This window comes from Mesorhizobium sp. M1428, from assembly GCF_040317515.1.
Classification (GTDB): Bacteria; Pseudomonadota; Alphaproteobacteria; order Rhizobiales; family Rhizobiaceae; genus Mesorhizobium.
This window is the reverse complement of the sequence record NZ_JAMYKT010000005.1, coordinates 117,522-137,614: the sequence shown is the minus strand read 5'-3', so window position 1 is coordinate 137,614 and position 20,093 is coordinate 117,522. Positions and strand designations below refer to the sequence as shown.

The window sequence follows — 20,093 nt, the reverse complement described above, 5'->3', positions numbered from 1 at the left end:
CCGCCACGGTTCAACTCGAGTGGCGCCGCCACCGGAGCCGCTTGAGCAGCCGCTACACTCCGCCGCTGCCGTTAGACCCGCCGCTGCTTGTTCCGTCGTTGCCGCCACTGGATCCGCTGCCGCTTGATCCGCTGCTGCCGCTTGATCCGCTGCTGCCGCTCGAACTGCTGCTGCCGCTCGAACCGCTGCTGCCACTCGAACTGGTGGTGCCACTCGAACTGGTGGTGCCACTTGAGCCGCTGCTGCCGCTTGAGCTGCTGGAACTACTGGTGCCGCTCGATCCGCTGCTGCTAGAGCCGCCGATGGGTCCCTTGTTGACGTTGCGTGGGGAGGGATGGTTGTTGGCGCCCTCGCTTACATTTTCGCAGGTGCACTTGCGCTGATACTTGGTGCCGAAGGCACTGCCTTCATTGCTCGCCTTCTGGCAGACCAACCTATGGCAAATCAAAGTCGCTTCGGTTGTCTCGGGGGTAAGGCTCATGATGACTATTGCGGTTGTCGTGGCCGCCATGCCCGTGATCGTGAACCGGAGTAAATTCCGAAAATTGTGCATAGATACCTCGCTTTCTGACGCCTCGCTTCTCGGGCTCACGCCCAAGCTTCCTCGTTGTCGAGTGGGTGTTTGCGACAAGGCGGCATACGGATCGCTTACGCCTCAGCGATCGGGGCTTAGTGGCGGCATAAAAAGTTGGACGAAGCGCAGACAATGGTGCCGCATTGCGGTATTTCGACCGGAAAAGGCCAAAGATGCACTTTTGGGGGAATGGATCATGTCGAAACGGCTTAGACTGGTGCTGGGAACCGCCGGCGCAATTGCCGTCGCCATTGTCTGGGGGATCGTCGCCACGTCGATGGGTGTGCCATCGATTCTGATCACCGTAGGAGCGGTCGCGATCGGCGCGGGCATCTACAGCTATCAAAACCGGAACTGATCCGGTACCCGGCGACGCGGCATAGCCCAAAACTCCCACGGTCGCAGACTGCCTGCGGCAATGCTCAGTGTACGAAAATTACCAACGACAGCGTTCTGTGGAACGAGTGGCCTGCCGAAGCTATTGTGGTGGCGGTCCGAGACACCCCCGCCTCGGGCCACTGGCTCACCCAGCCGAGTGGTCCGCTGCTACCCAACGGCAGCGGACCCTTCACCGGAGGGCGGACCCCGGAAGACGGACATTGTGCCGAATCGAGGGAGAACGATGGTCGTTGACGAGATTGCAGCGCGGCGCCTGAAAATCCTGATCGAGCGATATATGGAGACCAGGAAGAGGCGCCACGATGTGGTTTCTACCGCAGCGGCTGAGATCGCGATCAGGGCTGTCATGCCGAATTGCCCGGTCTCGCGAAAAGCCCTTGACGAAATGATTGCGGCATGTGCGTTCGAACATGGGCTGGGGGTGCTGTTCGATCGACCTGACGCATGAAAGCCTAAACGCCATGAATCCCAACGCCAAAATCGCGCGGTGCTGTCGTGTACGAATTCGAGGCTGCTCCTGAGGCGCTTGCGACTACGGCGCGTCGCGTCGATCGGCCTCATGCGATGTGCTTCAGGTTCTTGTTTTGATACATGTTGTTATCGCAGAACCGCTGCACATTTTTGCGCGACATGCATTAGACAAACCGACCAACCGGAGCAGCCATGCCGAGATATTTTTTCCATTTCCGAAACAATGAGGGCCGCTTGACGGAAGATTTCGAGGGTCAGGAGTTGGACGGTTTGTCCGCGGCTCAGGATAACGCCATGGCTTCGGCCAAGGAAATCCTGGCCGAGGGCCTGCTCAGCGGCAGCCCGGTCCTGACAGGTCTTTCCTTCGAAATCTGCGACGAGAACCGGCAGCTGCTTTTCCGATTTCCCTTCTCGGAAGCTGCCGAAAAGGCTGGCACTCGACCGTGATGGCCAAAAGCCCTGCAATGCGGGCGAGCTTTGATCGAGCCTGGCTAAAAAACCGCATGTCGCGGCAAGACGGTCGTTGGTGCAAATCAGCACCATAGCCAAATTAGTAGCATAGCTGCCGGCACAAAGCAAGAACAAACATGGCTTGCCTTGCCTAAAAGGCGTGCGTTTCAGGAATTCGAGGGCAGGCGCCGGTAAGGGGCGCCAAGCGACATTGCGATTTCCAACCGATGTGTCGATTTGTCGGGCCGGGTGTTCGTCAACTTCCCGAAACGTCTTCGCAGGATGCTGTGATCAGGAGTTCCTTTCTCCCGCGGTTACGTTTACAGGACGCTCTGGACAGTGTCGTTTGCGCGCCAGCAACTGGACCGGGCTAGGCCCGGCGCACAGTCCTCCTCCGTAGAGGAACCAGTGCGGCGTCGTTTTTGGAGAACAATGATTTGTGGTGGTCAAATAAGCAAAAGAGATTCAAGGGAACGTGGGATGACCGACTGGACGGGCTGTTCTCAGCAGAGGTCGACTACGCCAGGAAATCCATTCTCGATGTTGGCTGCAACATGGGTGTTGTCGCCTATGAGATATCCAAGCTAGGACCGAGTTCGATCCATGGGATCGACATTCTCAAGCCGCATATCGAGACGGCCAGGATGATCTTCCTGGGTTGTCCAGTCCAAAGCCGGTTCGATTGTCTCGATCTTGGCAGCCGGAAGCTGCAAAATGTTCTCCAACCGCAGTACGACATCGTCATGCTGCTGGCGGTCTACCATCACATGCAGTGGAGCCTCGGCGCGGACAAGGCGCGAAGCGTGCTGTGCGATATCGCCAGGCGTGCTCAAACGATCGTTGCCCGCGTCCCTCCTGGCAAGGATAAGGAGATGATCGCGGTGCTTTCGGATGTGGGCTTTTCAATTAAAAGCAATCACACATCGCCTCTTGGAAGCCATCTCATGGTCCTCGTGAAACACTGACCAGGCATAGCGCGGCCGACGACGAATGGCGCAAGAGCCGCGTGGCTGGGGTCCGCCATGCTCGCATGCGAGGAACCGACGGTCATGGGGCCGATGACGTGCAAGGATCCGGTTCGGCATTGACTGCGGTCGGGAACGAAGCCACAGACAGGTGATCGAAACCGTCTCGTGCTTCAAGACAACACGAAGACCGGACGGGATCGCAACGGGCGGCGACGAGATGATTGCAAAGAAACGAGTGTCAACGGCCCCAGCATATCCGCTGATCAAGCGTCTGATTGGCGAAAATCTGCCGCCGCACAAGATACTGTATGTGACAGGTTTGCTGTGCTCGATCGCTGCTGCTGCCGCGGTCGGCGCGACGGCCTGGATCATGAAAGTCATGATCAACACCATCTATGTCGAGCGAGACGCTGCCGCTGTATCGGGTATCAGCGTCGTCATCATCGGCATTTTCCTGGTCAAGGGCATAGCTGCCTACTGCCAGACCGTCACGACGGGAAAGATTCGCCGGGCTATCGTTTCGGACCTGCAAAACCGTCAATTTTCTCGAATGGTGCGTTTCGACATCAGCCGTTTCGCGAACCAGCATCCGGCAAAATTCATCTCCAAAATCATGTTCAACGCGCGCGCCGGGGCGACCGTTATTCTCACCCTCACGAGCAGCGCCGTCTCTGATCTGCTGACCCTGATTGCCTTGGCCAGCGTCATGGTCAAGCAGGACCCGGTGATGTCGCTGATATCCGTGGCGGTTCTGCCGATGCTGTTCCTGTCAGTCGGCGCGATAACCAGGAAGCTCAAGGCGCTGGCGAGGGGCGAGACGGAATTGGCCGCGCAGGTCCAGTCGATCGGCACGGAAGCCGTCGAAGGCATCCGCACCATCAAGTCCTTCCAGCTCGAGGACAAGGCGGTTGCCAGCTTTGCAAAGGCCGTCCGCAAGATGGAAAGACGTGGCATCCAGATCAACCGGACGTCAGCATTGATGAGCCCATTGATGGAGACCGGCGGCGGCGTGATCATCGGGCTTTTCGTTATGTACGCCAGCTGGCAGACCCTCGACAACGGCAAGACGCCCGGCGAATTCATGGCCTTCATTACCGCGTTCCTGCTTGCCTATGAACCTGCCAAGCGGTTGGCCCGGGTCAATGTCGACATCCAGAAGCAAATGGTCGCCGTCGAGCAGATGTATGATTTGATCGACACGCCCGAGCAGCGGCGACTCGCAATCGCGGGCGAGCGCCTGACCGACATCGATGGTGGTATCCGCTTTGAAGATGTAGCCTTCTCCTATGACGGCAACAGCCCGGCACTGGAGGGTGTTTCCTTCGACGTGCGACCTCGTGAGAAGCTGGCGATCGTCGGCCGCTCCGGCGCCGGCAAGACCACCATCGTCAATCTGATCCTGCGCCTGATGGAGCCTGACAAGGGCAGGATCCTGATCGACGGAAAGGACATTTCGAAGATCAGCCTGGCCGACGTTCGCGACAATATCGCACTTGTGTCACAGGACGTCTTCCTGTTCGAAGGCTCGATCCGCGACAACATTCGCGACGGCCGCCCGAACGCCACGGATCAGGAAATCGAGTCCGCTGCGAACCTCGCCCGGGTCACCAGCTTTGCATCGGCGCTCGAAAACGGGCTCGACACGCTTGTCGGGCCGAGCGGCACCAATCTGTCGGGCGGGCAGAAACAACGCGTCGCCATCGCACGCGCCTTGCTCAAGAATGCTGCGGTAATCGTCTATGACGAAGCGACATCGGCGCTTGACGGTGAAAACGAACGGGCGGTTATGGAGGCAGCCTTCGACAACACATTTCAGCGCACGGTGATCTGCATTGCGCACAGGCTGTCTACGATCAAGGCGGCCGATCGTATTCTCGTGTTTGACGCCGGACAGCTTGTCGATGGTGGAACGCATGACCAGCTTGCCAAGCACAGCGAGATATATCGTTCGATATTCCACCTGGAGACGCCCGATCCGATGGCCGAAAGCGGCAAAAAGCTGCGGCAGAGCGTATTGCGCTGAAGGCCGATGACCAGCTTTTATCACGGTTCCTATGTCCGGTATGTGATTGGTGGACTGGGCCTCCAGGTGCGCCGGTACAAAAAGGCGGTGCGCAGGTTGTTTTCCGGTCCCAGGCAGCCGCGTTCCATTCTTGAGCTGCAGGCCAAGGTTGAGGCGTTGATCGTGCGCAGGGACTGGAAAGGCCTTGAAGCCGGTAGCAATGAGATGGCTGTCACGGCCGATCACAATCGCGACCCGGAGCTGATGCAGAAGGCGGGCCAGGCGTTCGAACGGCTTGGCAACTTTGCGCGGGCAGCTGAGCTTCGGCTTTCCGCGCGCCGGCTGCGGAAAGGGAAAAGCGCCAACGAATGGACCGGCGAGAATCTCGGATCGGATACACTGCTGATCGATCTTGTGGAGGATGACCCGCGCAGCCTTGGCCGGATTATCCGCCACGCGCGACTGGCCGGCGCTGCCGCTTCCTATTCGCAAAGCGCAACAATTCGGGTCGAGCCGCGCCTGGTATCAATTGTGCAACGAACGTTCCCGAAGGCGACCGTGGTCCCGGCGCAGCAGGATGTGGTCGGCAACAAACGTGCGACTTTCGAAGATCTCGCCTGGGTTTTCGGACGCGATGCCGAAAAACTTGCTGCCGACTTCGTGCCGCTGCGGGCAGATCCTGAACTCGTCGAGACATTCCGCAAGCGCTATCGCTCGATGACGGATCTGCCGTTGGTCGGTCTCTCCTGGGGCAGCAAATCCCACACCAAGGACGTGCCTGATTTTCCTGAATGGGCACGGTTCATCGCCCAGACACAAGCGACATTCGTTTCGCTCCAGTACGGACAGATCAAGCCGGCGTTGCGGCGCCTTCGCAAGGGCAACGACGGACGTCTTATCTTTGACGATAGCGTCGACCAGATGGTCGACATGGACCGTTTCGCCGCACAGGTCGCCGCACTCGATGCTGTCGTGACCATCAGCAATACGGCGGCCCATCTTGCCGGAGCCCTTGGCGTGCCGACTGTTTTCCTCATCGACGATAATTTTCAGACGGCATGGCCAGTGACCGGCGACCGGACACCCTGGTATCCGAAGGGCATTGTCATTCGCAAGGAGGGGCGCCCTTGGTCGCTGGTGCTCGACGAGGCCGGCCGGCGGCTCTCGTTGATCCTGACGACGCTTTCCGACACTCCCCGGGGACGATAGAACATCGCCGTGCAGAACAGACGAACCATCCTTCAGAAGGCAAAAACCGCCGATCTGCGCCCGCAGGGCGCCGTCGGCAAGCGGCTGCAGAAGGTTCTCGAGCGGGCAAAGGAACTTCTTAGACGTCCCTCGCGCCACGGCGACGAAAGTGCCGAAAGGCACATGAGGCTGATGGAGGAAAGTGTGCAGCGTGGTGACTGGCAAACTGCTCGCGACCATGCACTGGCGCTTGGCGTGCTTGGTGAGCAGCTTGGCGATCTCGGCCTGATCAAGAAAGCGGGGCGTGGACTGAGGCGTCTCGACGGAGGAAATCGCGTCTGGCAGTTGATGGCGGCGAGCAAGCAGCTGCGCGGCAGGCCCGATTGGGATGGCAGTGATCTTGCGGGTCGCACGCTTCTCGTCGATCGTCGCGAAGGCGACCTGGCGATCTTTTTCCAGTTTGCGTCTTTGCTTGGTCCAGTGGCCGCGGCTGCCGGTCGATGCATCGTCTTCGTCGAGCCGCGACTGGTGCCGCTTTATCGCAGAACATATCCTGCGCTCGATGTCAGGATTGAAGGGGCAGAGGACATGGCGGCGGTGGACGCCGATGTCGTTGCCGGTTTCGAGACACTGGCAAAGCATTTCTGGCCGGACGACCCGGCGGCACGCGCGCCCTTCGTTCCGCTGGAGCCGGACCGCCGACTGGTTGCCGAACTGCGCGGCACCTATCTCGATGGCGGCCCAGGTCCCCTGATCGGATTTGCCTGGGGAAGCCTCAACAAGAGCAAGGATCTGCCGGCTCTCGACGATTGGCAGACGCTGTTCGCCAGCCTGCCGGGGCGCCTCGTCAGTCTGCAATATGGCGATGTCGGGCCGGCCCTCTCCGAGTTCGAGCGCCACGCGCCGGGGCGCATCATCCATGACGCTTCCGTCGACCAGTTGACGGACATGGACCGCTTTGCCGCCCAAATCGCGGCGCTCGACGCGGTGGTGACGATCAGCAATACCGGCGCCAACCTGGCCGGAGCGCTCGGCGTGCCGACGATTGTCATGCTCGACGACGGGTTTCGACTGTCCTGGCCTGCCTTCGGCGAGACCGTCGCTGCATATCCGAGCGTTCGACTGGTCCGAAAAGGCGGCCGAGCCTGGGCGTCGGCAGTACAGGAAGCAAGCGGACGGGTCATGCAAATCATCAGCGGAGCTGGCGATGGAAGGTAGCCTACTTCTCGGCCGGTTGCGCCGCGCTGTCGCGCTTGCAGGCTACAAGTACAAGGTCTGGTTCCGACGTCACCGCCGGCAGCTCTTCCTGCGCTGGCGCGACGGCGACATTGCCGATCAGATGGCGGATTATCGGCGAAGCGTCGAGTCCCGCGATTGGCCGGCGGCACTGCCGAAAGCCCTGGCTCTTGGATCCATTGCGAAGTCGAGGGGCGAAGTCCACCTGATCGACGAGCTCAGCAAGGCGCTGATGCGGATGGGCGCCTATGGCGCAGCCGCCGAACTCAGGATCGCACGACGCCACATCGTCAACGGCCGCGTCGATGGCGAGTGGCTGGGCCAGGATATTTCTGGCCAGACACTGCTGATCGATCTGATGGAAACCGAAAAGCAGGGGCTGGCCACCGCGATCCATCATGCGAGTTCCGTCGGCTGTGCCCTGGGGCGCACCGCCCGCTCGATCGTCCTGGTCGAGCGCCGCCTGGTACCGCTCTTCCAGCGCACTTTTCCGACCGCCGATGTGCGGCCGGTCGGCGCTGGCGGCAAGGCCGCCTATGCCGAGGCGCAGGCGTTCGCCGGCGTCCAGCATCTGACTGCCGTTTTCGAAACCGACGAGGCGACGATCCGCGAGCATTTCGTGCCCCTGAAGCCGGATCCGGCCCGGGTCGCTGAACTTCGCGCCCGCTACCGGAAGGAAGGACGGCCGTTGGTCGGTATCGCATGGGGCAGCTCCAATCCCGGCAAAGACCTGCCGCCGCTTGCCGCCTGGCGAAACCTGATCGGCCGCCCGGACCTCCGGTTCGTCTCGCTGCAGTACGGCCAGATCGAGACCGATCTGAAGATCCTGACCGACGGTGAGCCGGAGCGCATTCTTCATGACAGATCGGTCGATCAGCTCGTCGACATGGACCTTTTCGCCGCGCAGGTTGCCGCGATGGACGCCGTGGTGACCATCAGCAATACCGGAGCGCATCTGGCTGGTGCGCTCGGCATCCCCTCGGTTTTCATTCTGGGCGACGGCTTCAAGCGCTCCTGGCCGGTCGAGGGCGACCGCACGCCCTACTATCCATCGGCCGTGCTGGTCTCGAAACGGGAACGCCCCTGGTCCGTGGTGATGGACGAGGCCGAGTCCATTCTGGCGCCATGGGTCACAAAAGTGAGTGGCTAATGCGTGTCGTCCAAAGCGCGTCACTGAATAGGCTTCGACGCGATGCGCATTAAGGGGTTCGGCCGACGGACCGCGGAATGGAGCGCCCGTGTCGAACAGTCGTCGCAACAGGCCAAAAAACATAAGGCATTCCGAACCGGGATATAGTAAAGGCCCAATTCGCCCCGCAGAGGATCGCAATTCTTGCTGGCATTTCTGCCTTGTGTTCGAATCAGCCGTAGGCTTAGGCGCCCAGTAATTGGGTTCGTCTGGCCGGCAGCGGTTCGGGCGCCAGCTCTGATAATCTAAAGGAGGTCTCTCCCATGTCCTTTCTAAAATTTTTCCAGGCCAAAGCGCCGCCTCTTCCTCTTATCGTATCCTTTCCAAAATCAGGGCGCACCTGGCTGCGTGTCATGCTGGACGATCTCGGCGTTGAAGTTCAATACATTCACGACGGAACCGACCACAAGTTACTTCGACCGAAATCGAGCCTCAAGGAGAATAAATCTCGATACAAGAAAAGAAGAACAATAATGCTTGTTCGCGACCCAAGAGATACGGTGGTCTCAGGGTACTTTCAGGTTCAGAAGCGCCACATGCTTCCAGCGGGATCGTTCAGCGATTTTATCAGAAGCGACAATCATGGGATTGAAAAGATCATCAGATTTAATCTGCAATGGTTCGCGGCCATGCCCCGGATGCGCGAAATCCGGTATCTTCAATATGAAGATATGCATCGGGATACGGCTGGTGTCCTTCGCGCGATCCTTGGATTCCTGAACCAGCAGGCTGACGATCGGACGCTTGTCGAGGTGGCGAACAACCGAACGTTCGACAAGATGAAAGTGAGTGAATCGACCGGTGATCTGTCCGATCGATACGGCAAGATATTACAGCCGCGCGATGCGAATGATCCCGAAAGCTTCAAGGTGCGCAAGGGCAAGATAGGCGGTTACGGCGAATATCTTTCCGACGACGACGTGGCCTATTGTGACGAGCAGTTGGCTAAGTTCGAATATTGGGAGAAGCTGGACAAGGTCTTTAGCACGAACGGCTTGTGCTACTCTCGCGTCGATAACGGCGCCCGGATCGCCTTGGGTTAGGGAGCATTGCCGACATGGTGATGCGGACCGGATTCATTTGCGGCTGCGGCCATAGCGGGACGACGTTGATGGCGACGATCCTTGCGTCGCATCCCGACGTCTACTTGCCGCTCCAGGAAACCAACATTTTCTTCAAGTGGACGCCACTGGCCATGTTCCGCTTCTGGAAACTGAAGCGGGCGGCGCTCGATGCTGGAAAGAACGTGCTGCTTGAAAAGACACCGCGGCATATCCGCCGTGTCGCCCGCATTCGCCGGCTCGTGCCCGGCGCGCGTTTCGTCATGCCGGTGCGAGATGGGCGCGACGTGGTAGCGTCCCTGATCAAACGACTTGGCGACCCAAAGGAGGCTCTCGACCGCTGGATCAACGACAATGCGCTGGTGCTTGCGGAACAGGGAAAGCCGGATGTGCTGATCTATCGCTATGAGGACCTGGTCGAGAATCCGGCCAAAGTCGTCGAGCAGATATGCGGCTTTCTCGATGTAAGCTTCAGCCCGGATCTCCTCGACTACCACAAGAACCCGCAGCAATGGTTCAAGCCGACCGACGCCAGCGTCGAGACGCAACATGAGGTGCTCCGGAACCAGCAGGTCAATCAGCCGATCTACGACGGAAGCGGGAGATGGCGCTCCGAACTTGGAAACGCCGAGTTACAGGACCTGGTACAAGGACGAGGTGCCCAGCTTATGAAAGCATTCGGTTATGCATGATGCCGGTTCGGCATCTGCTGGAAATGCCGTCTACCAATCAATCTTGTCGATCAAACCCGTTTTGAACAGGCTGTGAGCTCCTTCGTACAGCATTGACTGTTCGCTCATCGCGCTGAGAGCGGCTTTACCGCTCGATACCTCATGATACTGGCGATATTTGGAAGCGCCGTTCCAATACTGACCTTCCGCCACCGCGACCTGCGCCTTATCGTTGAAATCGGCGAAGAACTTGAAATGAAGCAGGCCGGCCAATCCCTTTATATAGTTTCGCCAGTAGGGCAGCGGTGAGTGAATCGACGTAAAAATCGTCTGGCGATCAACATATATCAGAGGGAACTTGGTCAACTTGTGCTGCCTGGCGAAAAGCCGGGTTCTCGGGCCGCCTGTGATCTTGAGATGCCGGGGGCTCCTCGTCACCTCGTAGCCGCTGCCGTCGAAATGGTCCGCAACTTGCCATGGCGGCACGATGGGATCGAAGGGTACGTCCCAGATGTTTCCGCTCGGATACATGTCGATCATCGGCGCCAGCAGGCGTGTCATTCCGCGCCGCTTGAGCCAGTCGGCCATCGCACCGAGCGGATGCTGATCCATGCCGTCATAGACAAGATATTCGTCCGCATCCACGGTCAGATACCAGCGAGGCTGACCATAAATCTGCACAATACGCTGCCGCCAAAGGTTTCCCAGGTCCGACTGCGAATAGGTGATCGGCGAGCTGAACAGATCGACGTCTGGCTGCTCGGCCAGAAGCTCAGCTGTGCCGTCGGTCGAGCGATCATCGAGGACGGCGAATCTGGTGACGCCGAGTTCGCGATAGTGCTTCAGGAACGGGCGTAGCCTGTCCGCCTCGTTGCGGATGACGAGGATCAAAGGCAAGTCATTCGCTTTAAGGGGCGTTATCGGCCGCAGCGATGACACTTCTGCCCGTCTTCCGAAGGTGTGTCTCAGCCGATATATGGCGGTGTCGGTAATCGTCCGGCGGACAATGGCAGGCCAGGTTGCTTTGCTCAAGCCGTCGATTCCCCTCATGGCGGTCACCGCCCGGCTGGAGCTGGCGCTGATCCGCTGTTTGCAGTTAATTTCTACATGCAGCACCGTTAGGCAAATCGCAAGCAGTTGCGGAGTTCCGGCGGGTGAGCTTTCCAAGTGTTGCCGATGCGCGCTGGCCTCTATAGACATCGTCGGATGGCAACAGGCCGGAGCCCAGACCCCATGTACGCCGGCATTCGTGGCACCGAAATTCAATTCGACAGGCCGATCCTGTTCGTGCGCCAGCGTTATGCGCCTTTTGGTGGCGGCGAGATCATGCTGGAAAACATCATGGCCGCATTTGCCGCGCGTCAGCGGCCGGTGGCCGTGCTCTCCGGCGAATGGCCGCGAAACGACGGCATAGAATTCATCCATTGTGCCGGCCGCCGGTTTCCGCGTTCGCTGCGGGCGACGTCCTTTGCTCAAGCCGCCTGCCGCAAGATCGCCGAGATGCCGCCGGCTCTGGTGCAGAGCAACGATCGCCTGCCGTGCTGCGATGTCTTCCGGGCCGGGGAGGGCGTTCATGCCGCCTATCTTGCCGAGCGGCGGCGTTTCGAGACGCGGCTTGGCAGGGCGGCAATGGCGCTGAGCCCCTTTCACCGCCAGACGCTGCGCCTCGAGCGCGCAACCTATGCCAGTTCGCGGCTCAAAGCTGTCATTGCCATTTCGAAAATGGTGGCAGAGGACATTGTCCGTCACTACGATTATCCGGCGGAAAATGTGCACCATATTCCCAACGGGGTGGATCTCGACCGCTTCAAACCGCAGCTGCGCCAATTGCATCGGGCGACAATCCGCGCGCGCCTTGACGTCGACGCAAACAGGCCGGTCGTCCTGTTTGTCGGCTCGGGCTTTGCGCGAAAGGGGCTGCTCGCACTGATGAAGGCGGTCGCCAGGCTCGATGACGAGCCTGAATTGTGGGTCATCGGCCATGATTCGCGCGCCAACGCCTTCAGGCAGGCCGGTGACAGGCTCGGTCTCGGCGCACGGCTCAAGATGCTGGGGCCGCAGAAAGACATGCTGCCGTGGTACGGCGCGGCCGATATTGCAGTGCTGCCTTCCATCTATGATCCTTTCGGCACAGTGGTCATCGAAGCCATGGCCAGCGGCTTGCCCGCTGTGGTAAGCACCGGCTGCGGAGCGCGCGAGCTTGTCGAGCGGTTCGAGCCGACGCTCGTTTGCGACGCGGCCAGCGAAAGCGACCTCGCAGCAGCGCTCGCGCACGCGCTGCAGTTGTCGTCACGACCTGAAACCGCAGCCCGGGTGAGGGCGGCGGCCGAACACTATGATTTCAATGTCATGATCAAGCGAATGATGGCGCTGTATGAAAGCCTTGATCTGAAATGATTTTCGACTTTGTTGAATTGGGTTAGTACCGTCAGTGTGCCAACAGGCCGGGAGCCGATGCTGCAGATGCATTCGAATGACAGTGGCAGCTTTGATGCCGGAACATTCTGACCGTGCCGGCGCTCTCGGTCATTATCATCACCCGCAACGAGGAGGCGTCCATCGCGCAATGCCTTCGGTCGGTCCATTTTGCCGATGAGATCGTCGTTCTCGACAACAACAGCAGCGACAGAACCAGGGAGATTGCCGGTGCTCTGGGGGCCAAGGTTCTGATGACCGTTGATTGGCCCGGTTTCGGCGCGCAAAAAAACCGTGCGCTGGCCGCGGCAACGGGGGATTGGATCCTCTCGCTGGATGCAGATGAGTGGGTGGAGGCGCCGCTCGGCGCGGAAATAAGGGCCGCAATCGCCGACGCAAAAGCCTATGACGGCTTCGAAATACCGAGAAGATCGCGCTTTTGCGGTCACATTGTCCGCCATAGCGGCTGGTCGCCCGATCTGGTGCTCAGGCTCTTCCGTCGCCGCTCCGGGCGCTTCAGCGACGACACCGTGCACGAGAAGGTATTGGTGAACGGGAAGGTCAGCCGATTATCCCAGCCGATCGAGCACGATTCCATCACCGACTTGGCAGATGCCCACGACAAGATCGGCCGGTACGCAGAAGCGTCCGCCGCGCAACTGCTTGCCGAGGGCAAAAAAAGCTCGATAGGCAAGGCGGTCTTACGCTCCGTCTGGGCCTATGTGCGCAGCTATGTTTTCCGGCTGGGATTTCTGGACGGTTCCATTGGTGCAATGGTGGCCGCGTATTCGGCCAGCTACACCTATCAGAAATGGGCGCGTGTCGCAGTGGGAATGCGAGGCCAGGGCCACCAAAAAAGCAAGGCTGAGGCCAGGACAAATCTGTGACAAACCGGCTTGGTTGACCGCAATTGTTGCCGAGCCATCGCCAACTAGTTAGTGTACGACCGTTAAAATCGAAAGCCAGGGTAGTGAATATGACTGATGCGTTTAGGGTATTTATCGGATGGGACAGCCGCGAGCCGATCGCGTGCGACGTCGCGCGACACTCGCTGCTCAAACATGCGTCGGCGCCTGTCTCCGTCATTCCGATCAAACAGGACGAGATGCGTGCCCGCGGGCTGTATTGGCGGGAAAAAGATCCGCTCGCCTCAACGGAGTTCACCTACACGCGCTTCCTCACGCCCTTTCTCGCCGACTACACGGGTTGGGCCCTGTTTTGCGATTGCGATTTCCTGTGGCTTGGTGACGTCGCAGGCCTGCTGAAATATACGGACTCGGACAAGGCGGTCTATTGCGTCCAGCATGACTATACGCCGAAGGCCACAACCAAGATGGATGGCGTGGTCCAGACGTCCTATCCTCGGAAAAACTGGTCGTCGCTGATGCTGTTCAATTGCGCGCATCCTTCAGTCAGATCGCTCACGACAGACGTCGTGAATCAGGAAAGTGGCGCCTATCTTCACCGAATGCAGTGGGTTGCCGACAAAGATTTGGGCTCATTGCCGGTAGAGTGGAATTGGCTCGAAGGCTGGAATGAAAAGCCTGCGGTCGGCACACCCAAGGCGGTCCACTATACGAGCGGCGGCCCGTGGTTTGCCGAGTGGCAGAATGTCGACTACGCCGACTTGTGGATAGCAGAACGCGACGAGTTCCTGGCTTCCGATCAAGCGGCATCTTCTCAGAGCGCAGTTCGATAAGAACATCGTGTTTGGCGGGTGACCTGGGCGCTTGCGAAAGTGGCATTGATTTTCGTGTCGCCAAGGGCGCAGCAACCAGCCGTCAGGCGCTGGGCGTCGACAACAATGCATGGTGCGGCCGTGGGGCGGGATGGGGGCTGATTTCGCCTAGGAATCTGGCAGTTTCGGCAGGGTAAGCATGCCGCACCCAGGTAAGGATCAGCTCGCGGCAATATGATTGGTTTGGGGTCCGTCAGCTCTTTCATCGGCCTAGCCGGCACGCGAAAGTCGACCATGCCGTCACTGCGAAGACGCCTCGATCGTTTCCTGGAGAACCGCGGGCCCAAAGTACCGCGGCTGCAGCTGAACCATGTCGAGCGCCTGGCGCTGGTCCGTCGCCATGGTGATTTTTCCCTTGCCTATTCGACCGCTGTGCAGAAGGGGCTTCACTACTTCGGCGATGCCCGGGGCTACATCGCTTACGGCAGCAAAACGCGACATCATTTCGCGCTCGGTGATCCAGTGGCTGCCCCGGCCGATCGGCGCGACTACATCAAACGTTTCATCGAGGTTGCCGGCAGCCCGTGGTTCGTGCAGATCGGCGAACAGACGGCGCGCGTGCTTGCCGGGCTTGGCTATCAGGTCAACCGCCTCGGCGTCGACACCAGGCTTGTCCTGCCTGGACACGACTTTTCCGGAAAGCGCAACGAGACAGTGCGCTATTCCGAACGCTGGCTCTTGAGGAAGGGGTTTTCTTTCGCAGAGGACAACGGGACTATCTTCCTCGACGAGATTGCCAGGCTCTCCCAGAATTGGCGGGCCGACCGCATCGTCAAGCGCTGGGAGATGAGATTTCTCAACAGGCCCTTTGCCGATCACCTTGGCGTCGATATGCGCCGTTTCGTCCTGCACGGTCCGGATGGGGAACTCGTGGCCTTGCTGGATTTCGATCCGCTGTTCAGCGACGGTAAGATCATCGGCTACACCACCTCGTTCAAGCGCAAGCACATCGATGCCTCGGCGCATGCCGAGATCGGCCTGACCAAGTTCGCGGTCGACCGCTTTCGCAACGAAGGTGTTTCCGTCGTCACCCTGGGCCTGTCGCCGCTTGTCGAAATCGGACCTAGCGGTTTTGCCGAAAGCGATTTCTGGCGGCACGCCTTCCAGCGTGCCTATGACTCGCCCTGGGTCAATCGCACCCGCTTCAACCTGCAGGGGCAAGCGGCCTTCAAGCGCCGGTTCCATGGTGTCGAAGAGCCGACCTATCTCGCCTTTCGCAAGGGGAGCTTTTTCGAAGCGCTTTCTCTGCTCCGGCTGATCAGGGCCGTCTAGTGCTTGGTGGAGGATGAGGGCTCGTCGTCTCCCAGTATGGTCGACCTCACAGCGGCCAGGCTTGGTCGTTTAGGTGGGAAAGGAATGCCGCGGCGGGATACTAAAAGACCGGCTGCGAACGCCGGAGCACCCTGCGGCGTCCCCCAGTCCGCCGGAGCACTTTGGCAGCCCGACACCGGCTCCGCATCAGCGCGCCAGCGAGCGGATTCACTATTGCTGCTGCGCACCGCCAGGAATAACGAGAGTACCCTGACCCGGCCTTGAGTATCTGAAGCCTATGAAGAACAAAGCAACGATGACCAAACAAATGACGATGACCGCGACGACGCTGCCAGGATGGTGTCCGGTATCTGGCGGTTGGACCATTGCCTTCCCGTATGGCTATCGCCACTGACCTTCTTCATCTTCCAACCGAGCATCACGACTGTCAATGGACAGAGGAGCTGCCCCCGCCATCCAATCAGCCGCCGGTAGCGTCGACCACGTTACGCGCTTGCCGACCGCAGTTGATGATGGACCGAACCACAACTTATCCTACGCACGCCTCCATCGCTGCGAAGCGTTGGATGGCGGCGATCCACCGCGGCTTAGTCAAGCCTGAAACAGGAACGCCGCCGCCGGATCGAAAAAGACCTGCCGGCTGCAGGGCGACACACCCTGCGATTGCATGGCGGCGGAGGTCGGCCTGATGTCAACCTCCTGTCCAGCGGCGGTGCGCGCGACAATCCGCCGGCGCTCGCCGTAAAATGCGATATCGACGATCTCGACATTCAGTTCAGCGCTCGCCGGGCTCCGCTCCATGCTAAAGGCTTCGGGCCGGATCATCAGCCTGCTCTTCTGGCCTTTGCCGAACGTGCCGTTGGACCTCACTCCGGATATGACCGAACCGTCTGTCATGCGGATCGTTGTCGTGCCGTTGGTGGTGTCGAGATGTTCGGCGGCGAGGAAATTTGAATTGCCGATGAAGCCGGCGACGAAGTCGGTCGCTGGCCTGAGATAGAGATCCTCGCCGGTGCCGGTCTGCTCAATGCGGCCATCCTTGAACAGGGCGATCCGGTCCGACAGATGCAGCGCCTCTTCCTGATCGTGGGTGACATAGAGGATGGTGACGCCGGTCTGGCGATGAATGCGGCGGATTTCGCCCTGGATTTCCTCGCGCAGCTTCTTGTCGAGCGCCGACAATGGCTCGTCCATCAAAAGGATCGGCGGATCGTAGGCCAGCGCCCGGGCCAGCGCGACGCGCTGCTGCTGGCCGCCCGACAGCGCGCCGGGTAAGCGCCCGGCGAAGCTTTCGAGCCGCACCAGGCCCAGCATGTCGGCGACCTTTTTCTTCACCTCGGCGTCCGGCCGGCGGCGAACCCGCAGCGGAAAAGCGACGTTTTCGGCCACCGTCAGATGCGGAAACAGGGTGTAGCGCTGGAAGACCATGCCGATGTTGCGCTTGTGCGAGGGCACTGCAAGCAGTGATCTTCCTTCCAGCAAGACATCGCCGGAAGTCGGGTCCTGAAAGCCGGCGATCGCGTAGAGCGTCGTCGATTTTCCCGAGCCGGAGGGCCCAAGAAAGGTCAGGAACTCACCCTTGGGTATGTCCAGCGTGACATCGTGCACGGCGACAATCGCCCCGAACGCCTTGCGCAGATTGCGGATGGAGAGGAAAGGGTGGGTCATGTCCGGAACTTTCGCTGCAGCAGCGCCGTCACCACCATCAGGGCAAGCGTCAGCCCGACAAGCAGGCTTGAGGCGGCTGCGATCACCGGACTGAGGTCCGACCGCAGACTGCTCCAGATCTTGACGGGCAAGGTTTGCAAGCTGGGGCTGGCCATAAAGATCGCAACCACGACTTCGTCCCACGACGCGAGGAAGGAAAAGATCGCGGCGGAGAAGATGCCGATCCGGATCGACGGCAAGGTGATCCTGAGCCTGGCCTCGAGCGGGCTTGCCCCGCAGACGATTGCCGCGTCCTCGATCGACTTGTCGAACCCTTCGAGCGCCGCGGCGATCGGTATGATGGCGAAGGGCAGCGCCAACACGGTGTGGGCGATGACGAAGCCGGTGGTGGTACCGCCGAGGCCGAGGCGAAGGAAGAAGGCGTAGATTGCGATGGCGAAGACAACGACGGGCAGCACCATCGGCGTCAGCAGCAGGCCGCGCAGGATCTCACGTCCGGCAAACCTTTCGCGAACCAGGGCAAAGGAGGCGAGCAGGCCGATCGCTACTGCCAGGATCGCCGTCATGGTGGCGATCCGAGCGCTGGTCAGCGCGGCGTCGAGCCAGGCCGGATCGGCAAAAAGCTCCTGGTACCATTTGAGCGTCCAGCCGGGCGGCGGAAAAGCCAGCCAGCGCGACGAGCCAAAGGAGAGCAGGACAATGAAGACCACTGGCAGCAGAAGAAAGCCGGCGACCAGCGCGGTGAAGCCGAGCAGGGCAAGCCGCAGTCCACCCATGCGGTCATAGTCGAGCAGCATCTCAGATGCCTCCGCTAATGCGCCCGGCACCGACAAGGCGCACCTGCAGCGCGTATAGAGCCATGGTGACGACAAGCAGGATGAAGGCTGCGGCGCTGCCGAGCCCCCAGTTAAGCAGCGACTGGACCATCTGCGCGATCATTTCGGCAAGCATCATGTTCGACGTGCCGCCGAGCAGTGCCGGCGTGACGAAGTAGCCAAGCGACATGACGAAGACCATCAGGCCACCCGCGGCGACACCGGGCAGCGACAGCGGCAGGAGGATGCGGCGGAACGCTTGGAAAGGGCTTGCGCCGCACAGCGACGCCGCACGCAGCGTCATCGGATCGATCGCCCGTAACGTGCCGACCAGCGGCAGGATCATGAAGGGCAGCATGATATAGACCATGCCGATGGTGACGCCGGTGAGATTGTTGATGAGCGGCAGCGGCTGGTCGATGGCGCCGATGGTCATCAGCGTCCGGTTGATGACGCCGGTACGCTGCAGGAGCACCATCCAGGCATAGGTGCGGGTGAGCAGGTTCGTCCACATCGACAGGATGATGATGCCGAAGATGATCGAGGCCAGTCCCGAAGGCATGATCGCCAGCATCCAGGCGACCGGAAAGGCGACAAGGACCGTGACGATGGTGACCAACGCCGCGACCAGGAATGTGTTGAAGAACACCCGCGCATAGGTGCCGTCACCAAGCAGGGCAGCATAGTTCTGCAAGCCTGGCTCGGGCTCCGTGACACTGCGCAAAAGCAGCGCCAGCACGGGGACGACGAAGAACAGCATAATCAGAATCAGGGCCGGCAGCAGGCCATTGAGACCTGCCGGCACCCGCACCGTTCCAAAGTTCCGGCGTGTTTCGACCGACATGACAGCGACCCGGCTACGGGACGAGACGGTACGAACCGTCTCGTCCATTGCGGTTCAAGGGCGGGCTTATTTCGCCTGCCAGGCATACCAGCGCGCAGCGATGGTGTCGCGATTGGCGGCCCAGTAGTTCATGTCGAGATTGATCTGTCCGTCGACATGAGCATCCGGCAGCGATTTCACGGCATCGGCCGGCATCTCTGCCCTGGCCTTGGTGTTGATCGGCGCATAACCGCTGGCTTCGGCAAATTTGGCCTGGCCAGCGGGGCCGCTCGCCGCGGCGAGGAATTTCATCGCCGTATCCTTGTTCTTGGCACCCTTCGGTACCACCAGAACGTCGGCTGCGGTCAGGTTCTGGTTCCAGGAGACGCCGACATCGGCGCCATCCTTGTTCAGTGCGAAGACGCGGCCGTTCCACAGCTGGCCGAACGTTGCTTCGCCAGATGCGATCAATTGCTGCGACTCCGCCCCGCCACCCCACCAGACGATGTCCGACTTGATGGTGTCGAGTTTCTTGAAGGCGCGATCGAGATCCAGCGGATAGAGCTTGTCCGCCGGAACACCATCGGCCAGCAGCGCGATCTCGATGACGCCGGGCGCCGACCATTTGTAGAAGGTCCGCTTGCCCGGGAACTTCGTCAGATCGAACATGTCGGCCCAGCCGGCCGGTTCACCCGAAACGGCGCCCTTGTTCCAGGCGAGCACGAAGGAATAGTAGAAACTGCCGACGGCGTGATCGGTGGTGAAGCGCGGATCGAGGTCGGCCTTCGGCACGGTCTTGAAGTCGATCGGCTCGAGCAGACCGTCCTTGGCCGCCTTGATGGCGAAATCCATCTCGACGTCGACGACGTCCCAGTTGACACTGCCGCTATCGACCATCGCCTTCAGCTTGCCGTAGTCGGTCGGGCCATCCTGCATGACCTTGATCCCGGATGCAGCGGTGAACGGCTCGGCCCAGGATTTGGTCTGCGCTTCCTGGGTCGTCCCGCCCCAGCTGGTGAACACCATGTCCTCGGCCTTTGCGTCCGTCGTTGCCAGAACTGTCGTTGCAATAAATCCGGCAAGGATGCCGGTGATGATCAGTTTCATGTCGTTCTCCTCTGTTGTTTTCGTTGTTGTCTGTTCGCGATCGGTC

The 20,093-nt window shown here is 60.1% G+C and carries 20 protein-coding genes; 15 read left to right on the top strand and 5 right to left on the bottom strand.

All coding sequences use genetic code 11. From position 1 onward, the window contains the following. The first annotated feature begins 41 nt into the window (after nucleotides 1-41). The 11 genes from NKG60_RS09515 (at nucleotide 42) to NKG60_RS09465 (ending at nucleotide 10,230) form a co-directional block, all read left to right on the top strand. Nucleotides 42-383: a hypothetical protein gene (locus tag NKG60_RS09515; RefSeq protein WP_352665041.1), complete on the top strand. Its 342-nt coding sequence runs from the start codon at nucleotides 42-44 to the stop codon at nucleotides 381-383. 6 nt (nucleotides 384-389) lie between these two features. Further along, on the top strand, nucleotides 390-932 hold the full coding sequence (locus NKG60_RS09510; protein ID WP_352665038.1) for a hypothetical protein: 543 nt from the start codon (nucleotides 390-392) through the stop codon (nucleotides 930-932). 264 nt (nucleotides 933-1,196) lie between these two features. Further along, nucleotides 1,197-1,421: a hypothetical protein gene (locus tag NKG60_RS09505; RefSeq protein ID WP_352868216.1), complete on the top strand. Its 225-nt coding sequence runs from the start codon at nucleotides 1,197-1,199 to the stop codon at nucleotides 1,419-1,421. A gap of 215 nt (nucleotides 1,422-1,636) precedes the next feature. Then, nucleotides 1,637-1,891 carry a DUF6894 family protein gene (locus NKG60_RS32230; protein ID WP_353046777.1) on the top strand — a complete coding sequence of 85 codons (255 nt, stop codon included), beginning with the start codon at nucleotides 1,637-1,639 and terminating at the stop codon, nucleotides 1,889-1,891. Nucleotides 1,892-2,316: 425 nt separating this feature from the next. After that, on the top strand, nucleotides 2,317-2,859 hold the full coding sequence (locus tag NKG60_RS09495; protein WP_352665034.1) for a class I SAM-dependent methyltransferase: 543 nt from the start codon (nucleotides 2,317-2,319) through the stop codon (nucleotides 2,857-2,859). Nucleotides 2,860-3,172: 313 nt separating this feature from the next. Beyond that, nucleotides 3,173-4,885: an ABC transporter ATP-binding protein gene (locus NKG60_RS09490; protein WP_352974879.1), complete on the top strand. Its 1,713-nt coding sequence runs from the start codon at nucleotides 3,173-3,175 to the stop codon at nucleotides 4,883-4,885. A gap of 6 nt (nucleotides 4,886-4,891) precedes the next feature. After that, nucleotides 4,892-6,073 carry a glycosyltransferase family 9 protein gene (locus tag NKG60_RS09485; RefSeq protein ID WP_352868209.1) on the top strand — a complete coding sequence of 394 codons (1,182 nt, stop codon included), beginning with the start codon at nucleotides 4,892-4,894 and terminating at the stop codon, nucleotides 6,071-6,073. Nucleotides 6,074-6,082: 9 nt separating this feature from the next. Then, entirely contained in the window at nucleotides 6,083-7,270 is a 1,188-nt protein-coding gene (locus NKG60_RS09480) for a glycosyltransferase family 9 protein (protein WP_352665027.1), read from the top strand. Continuing rightward, a complete protein-coding gene (locus NKG60_RS09475) occupies nucleotides 7,260-8,438 on the top strand; it encodes a glycosyltransferase family 9 protein (RefSeq protein ID WP_352665024.1) in 1,179 nt (392 codons plus the stop codon). The genes NKG60_RS09480 and NKG60_RS09475 overlap by 11 nt, the downstream gene beginning before the upstream one ends. A 302-nt stretch (nucleotides 8,439-8,740) precedes the next feature. Next, the gene (locus NKG60_RS09470) at nucleotides 8,741-9,520 is read left to right on the top strand and encodes a sulfotransferase domain-containing protein (protein WP_352665022.1); all 780 of its coding nucleotides are present in this window, start codon (nucleotides 8,741-8,743) and stop codon (nucleotides 9,518-9,520) included. 14 nt (nucleotides 9,521-9,534) lie between these two features. Beyond that, a complete protein-coding gene (locus NKG60_RS09465) occupies nucleotides 9,535-10,230 on the top strand; it encodes a sulfotransferase family protein (protein WP_352665020.1) in 696 nt (231 codons plus the stop codon). Nucleotides 10,231-10,260: 30 nt separating this feature from the next. Here the strand turns inward: NKG60_RS09465 and NKG60_RS09460 are convergent, their stop codons facing one another. Next, entirely contained in the window at nucleotides 10,261-11,475 is a 1,215-nt protein-coding gene (locus NKG60_RS09460) for a glycosyltransferase family 2 protein (RefSeq protein WP_352665018.1), read from the bottom strand. Between NKG60_RS09460 and NKG60_RS09455 the strand changes: the two genes are divergently transcribed. The 4 genes from NKG60_RS09455 to NKG60_RS09440 all read left to right on the top strand — a co-directional run bounded on the left by NKG60_RS09455 (nucleotide 11,443) and on the right by NKG60_RS09440 (nucleotide 15,634). Further along, nucleotides 11,443-12,606 carry a glycosyltransferase family 4 protein gene (locus tag NKG60_RS09455; RefSeq protein ID WP_352665016.1) on the top strand — a complete coding sequence of 388 codons (1,164 nt, stop codon included), beginning with the start codon at nucleotides 11,443-11,445 and terminating at the stop codon, nucleotides 12,604-12,606. The genes NKG60_RS09460 and NKG60_RS09455 overlap by 33 nt on opposite strands. 113 nt (nucleotides 12,607-12,719) lie before the next feature. Continuing rightward, nucleotides 12,720-13,511: a glycosyltransferase family 2 protein gene (locus NKG60_RS09450; protein WP_352665014.1), complete on the top strand. Its 792-nt coding sequence runs from the start codon at nucleotides 12,720-12,722 to the stop codon at nucleotides 13,509-13,511. Between the two features lie 89 nt (nucleotides 13,512-13,600). Next, the gene (locus NKG60_RS09445; protein WP_352974876.1) at nucleotides 13,601-14,323 is read left to right on the top strand and encodes a glycosyltransferase; all 723 of its coding nucleotides are present in this window, start codon (nucleotides 13,601-13,603) and stop codon (nucleotides 14,321-14,323) included. A gap of 273 nt (nucleotides 14,324-14,596) precedes the next feature. Further along, nucleotides 14,597-15,634 carry a phosphatidylglycerol lysyltransferase domain-containing protein gene (locus NKG60_RS09440; protein ID WP_352665010.1) on the top strand — a complete coding sequence of 346 codons (1,038 nt, stop codon included), beginning with the start codon at nucleotides 14,597-14,599 and terminating at the stop codon, nucleotides 15,632-15,634. A 591-nt stretch (nucleotides 15,635-16,225) separates the two neighbouring features. Here the strand turns inward: NKG60_RS09440 and NKG60_RS09435 are convergent. The 4 genes from NKG60_RS09435 to NKG60_RS09420 form a co-directional block, all read right to left on the bottom strand. Next, nucleotides 16,226-17,302: an ABC transporter ATP-binding protein gene (locus NKG60_RS09435; RefSeq protein ID WP_352665008.1), complete on the bottom strand. Its 1,077-nt coding sequence runs from the start codon at nucleotides 17,300-17,302 to the stop codon at nucleotides 16,226-16,228. Further along, a complete protein-coding gene (locus tag NKG60_RS09430) occupies nucleotides 17,299-18,099 on the bottom strand; it encodes an ABC transporter permease (RefSeq protein WP_352665006.1) in 801 nt (266 codons plus the stop codon). Before NKG60_RS09430 ends, NKG60_RS09435 begins: the two co-directional genes overlap by 4 nt. A 1-nt stretch (nucleotide 18,100) precedes the next feature. Continuing rightward, nucleotides 18,101-18,961, bottom strand: a complete 861-nt coding sequence (locus tag NKG60_RS09425; RefSeq protein WP_502911915.1) for an ABC transporter permease — start codon at nucleotides 18,959-18,961, stop codon at nucleotides 18,101-18,103. 66 nt (nucleotides 18,962-19,027) lie between these two features. Continuing rightward, nucleotides 19,028-20,047: an ABC transporter substrate-binding protein gene (locus tag NKG60_RS09420; RefSeq protein WP_352665004.1), complete on the bottom strand. Its 1,020-nt coding sequence runs from the start codon at nucleotides 20,045-20,047 to the stop codon at nucleotides 19,028-19,030. Between the last annotated feature and the right edge of the window lie 46 nt (nucleotides 20,048-20,093).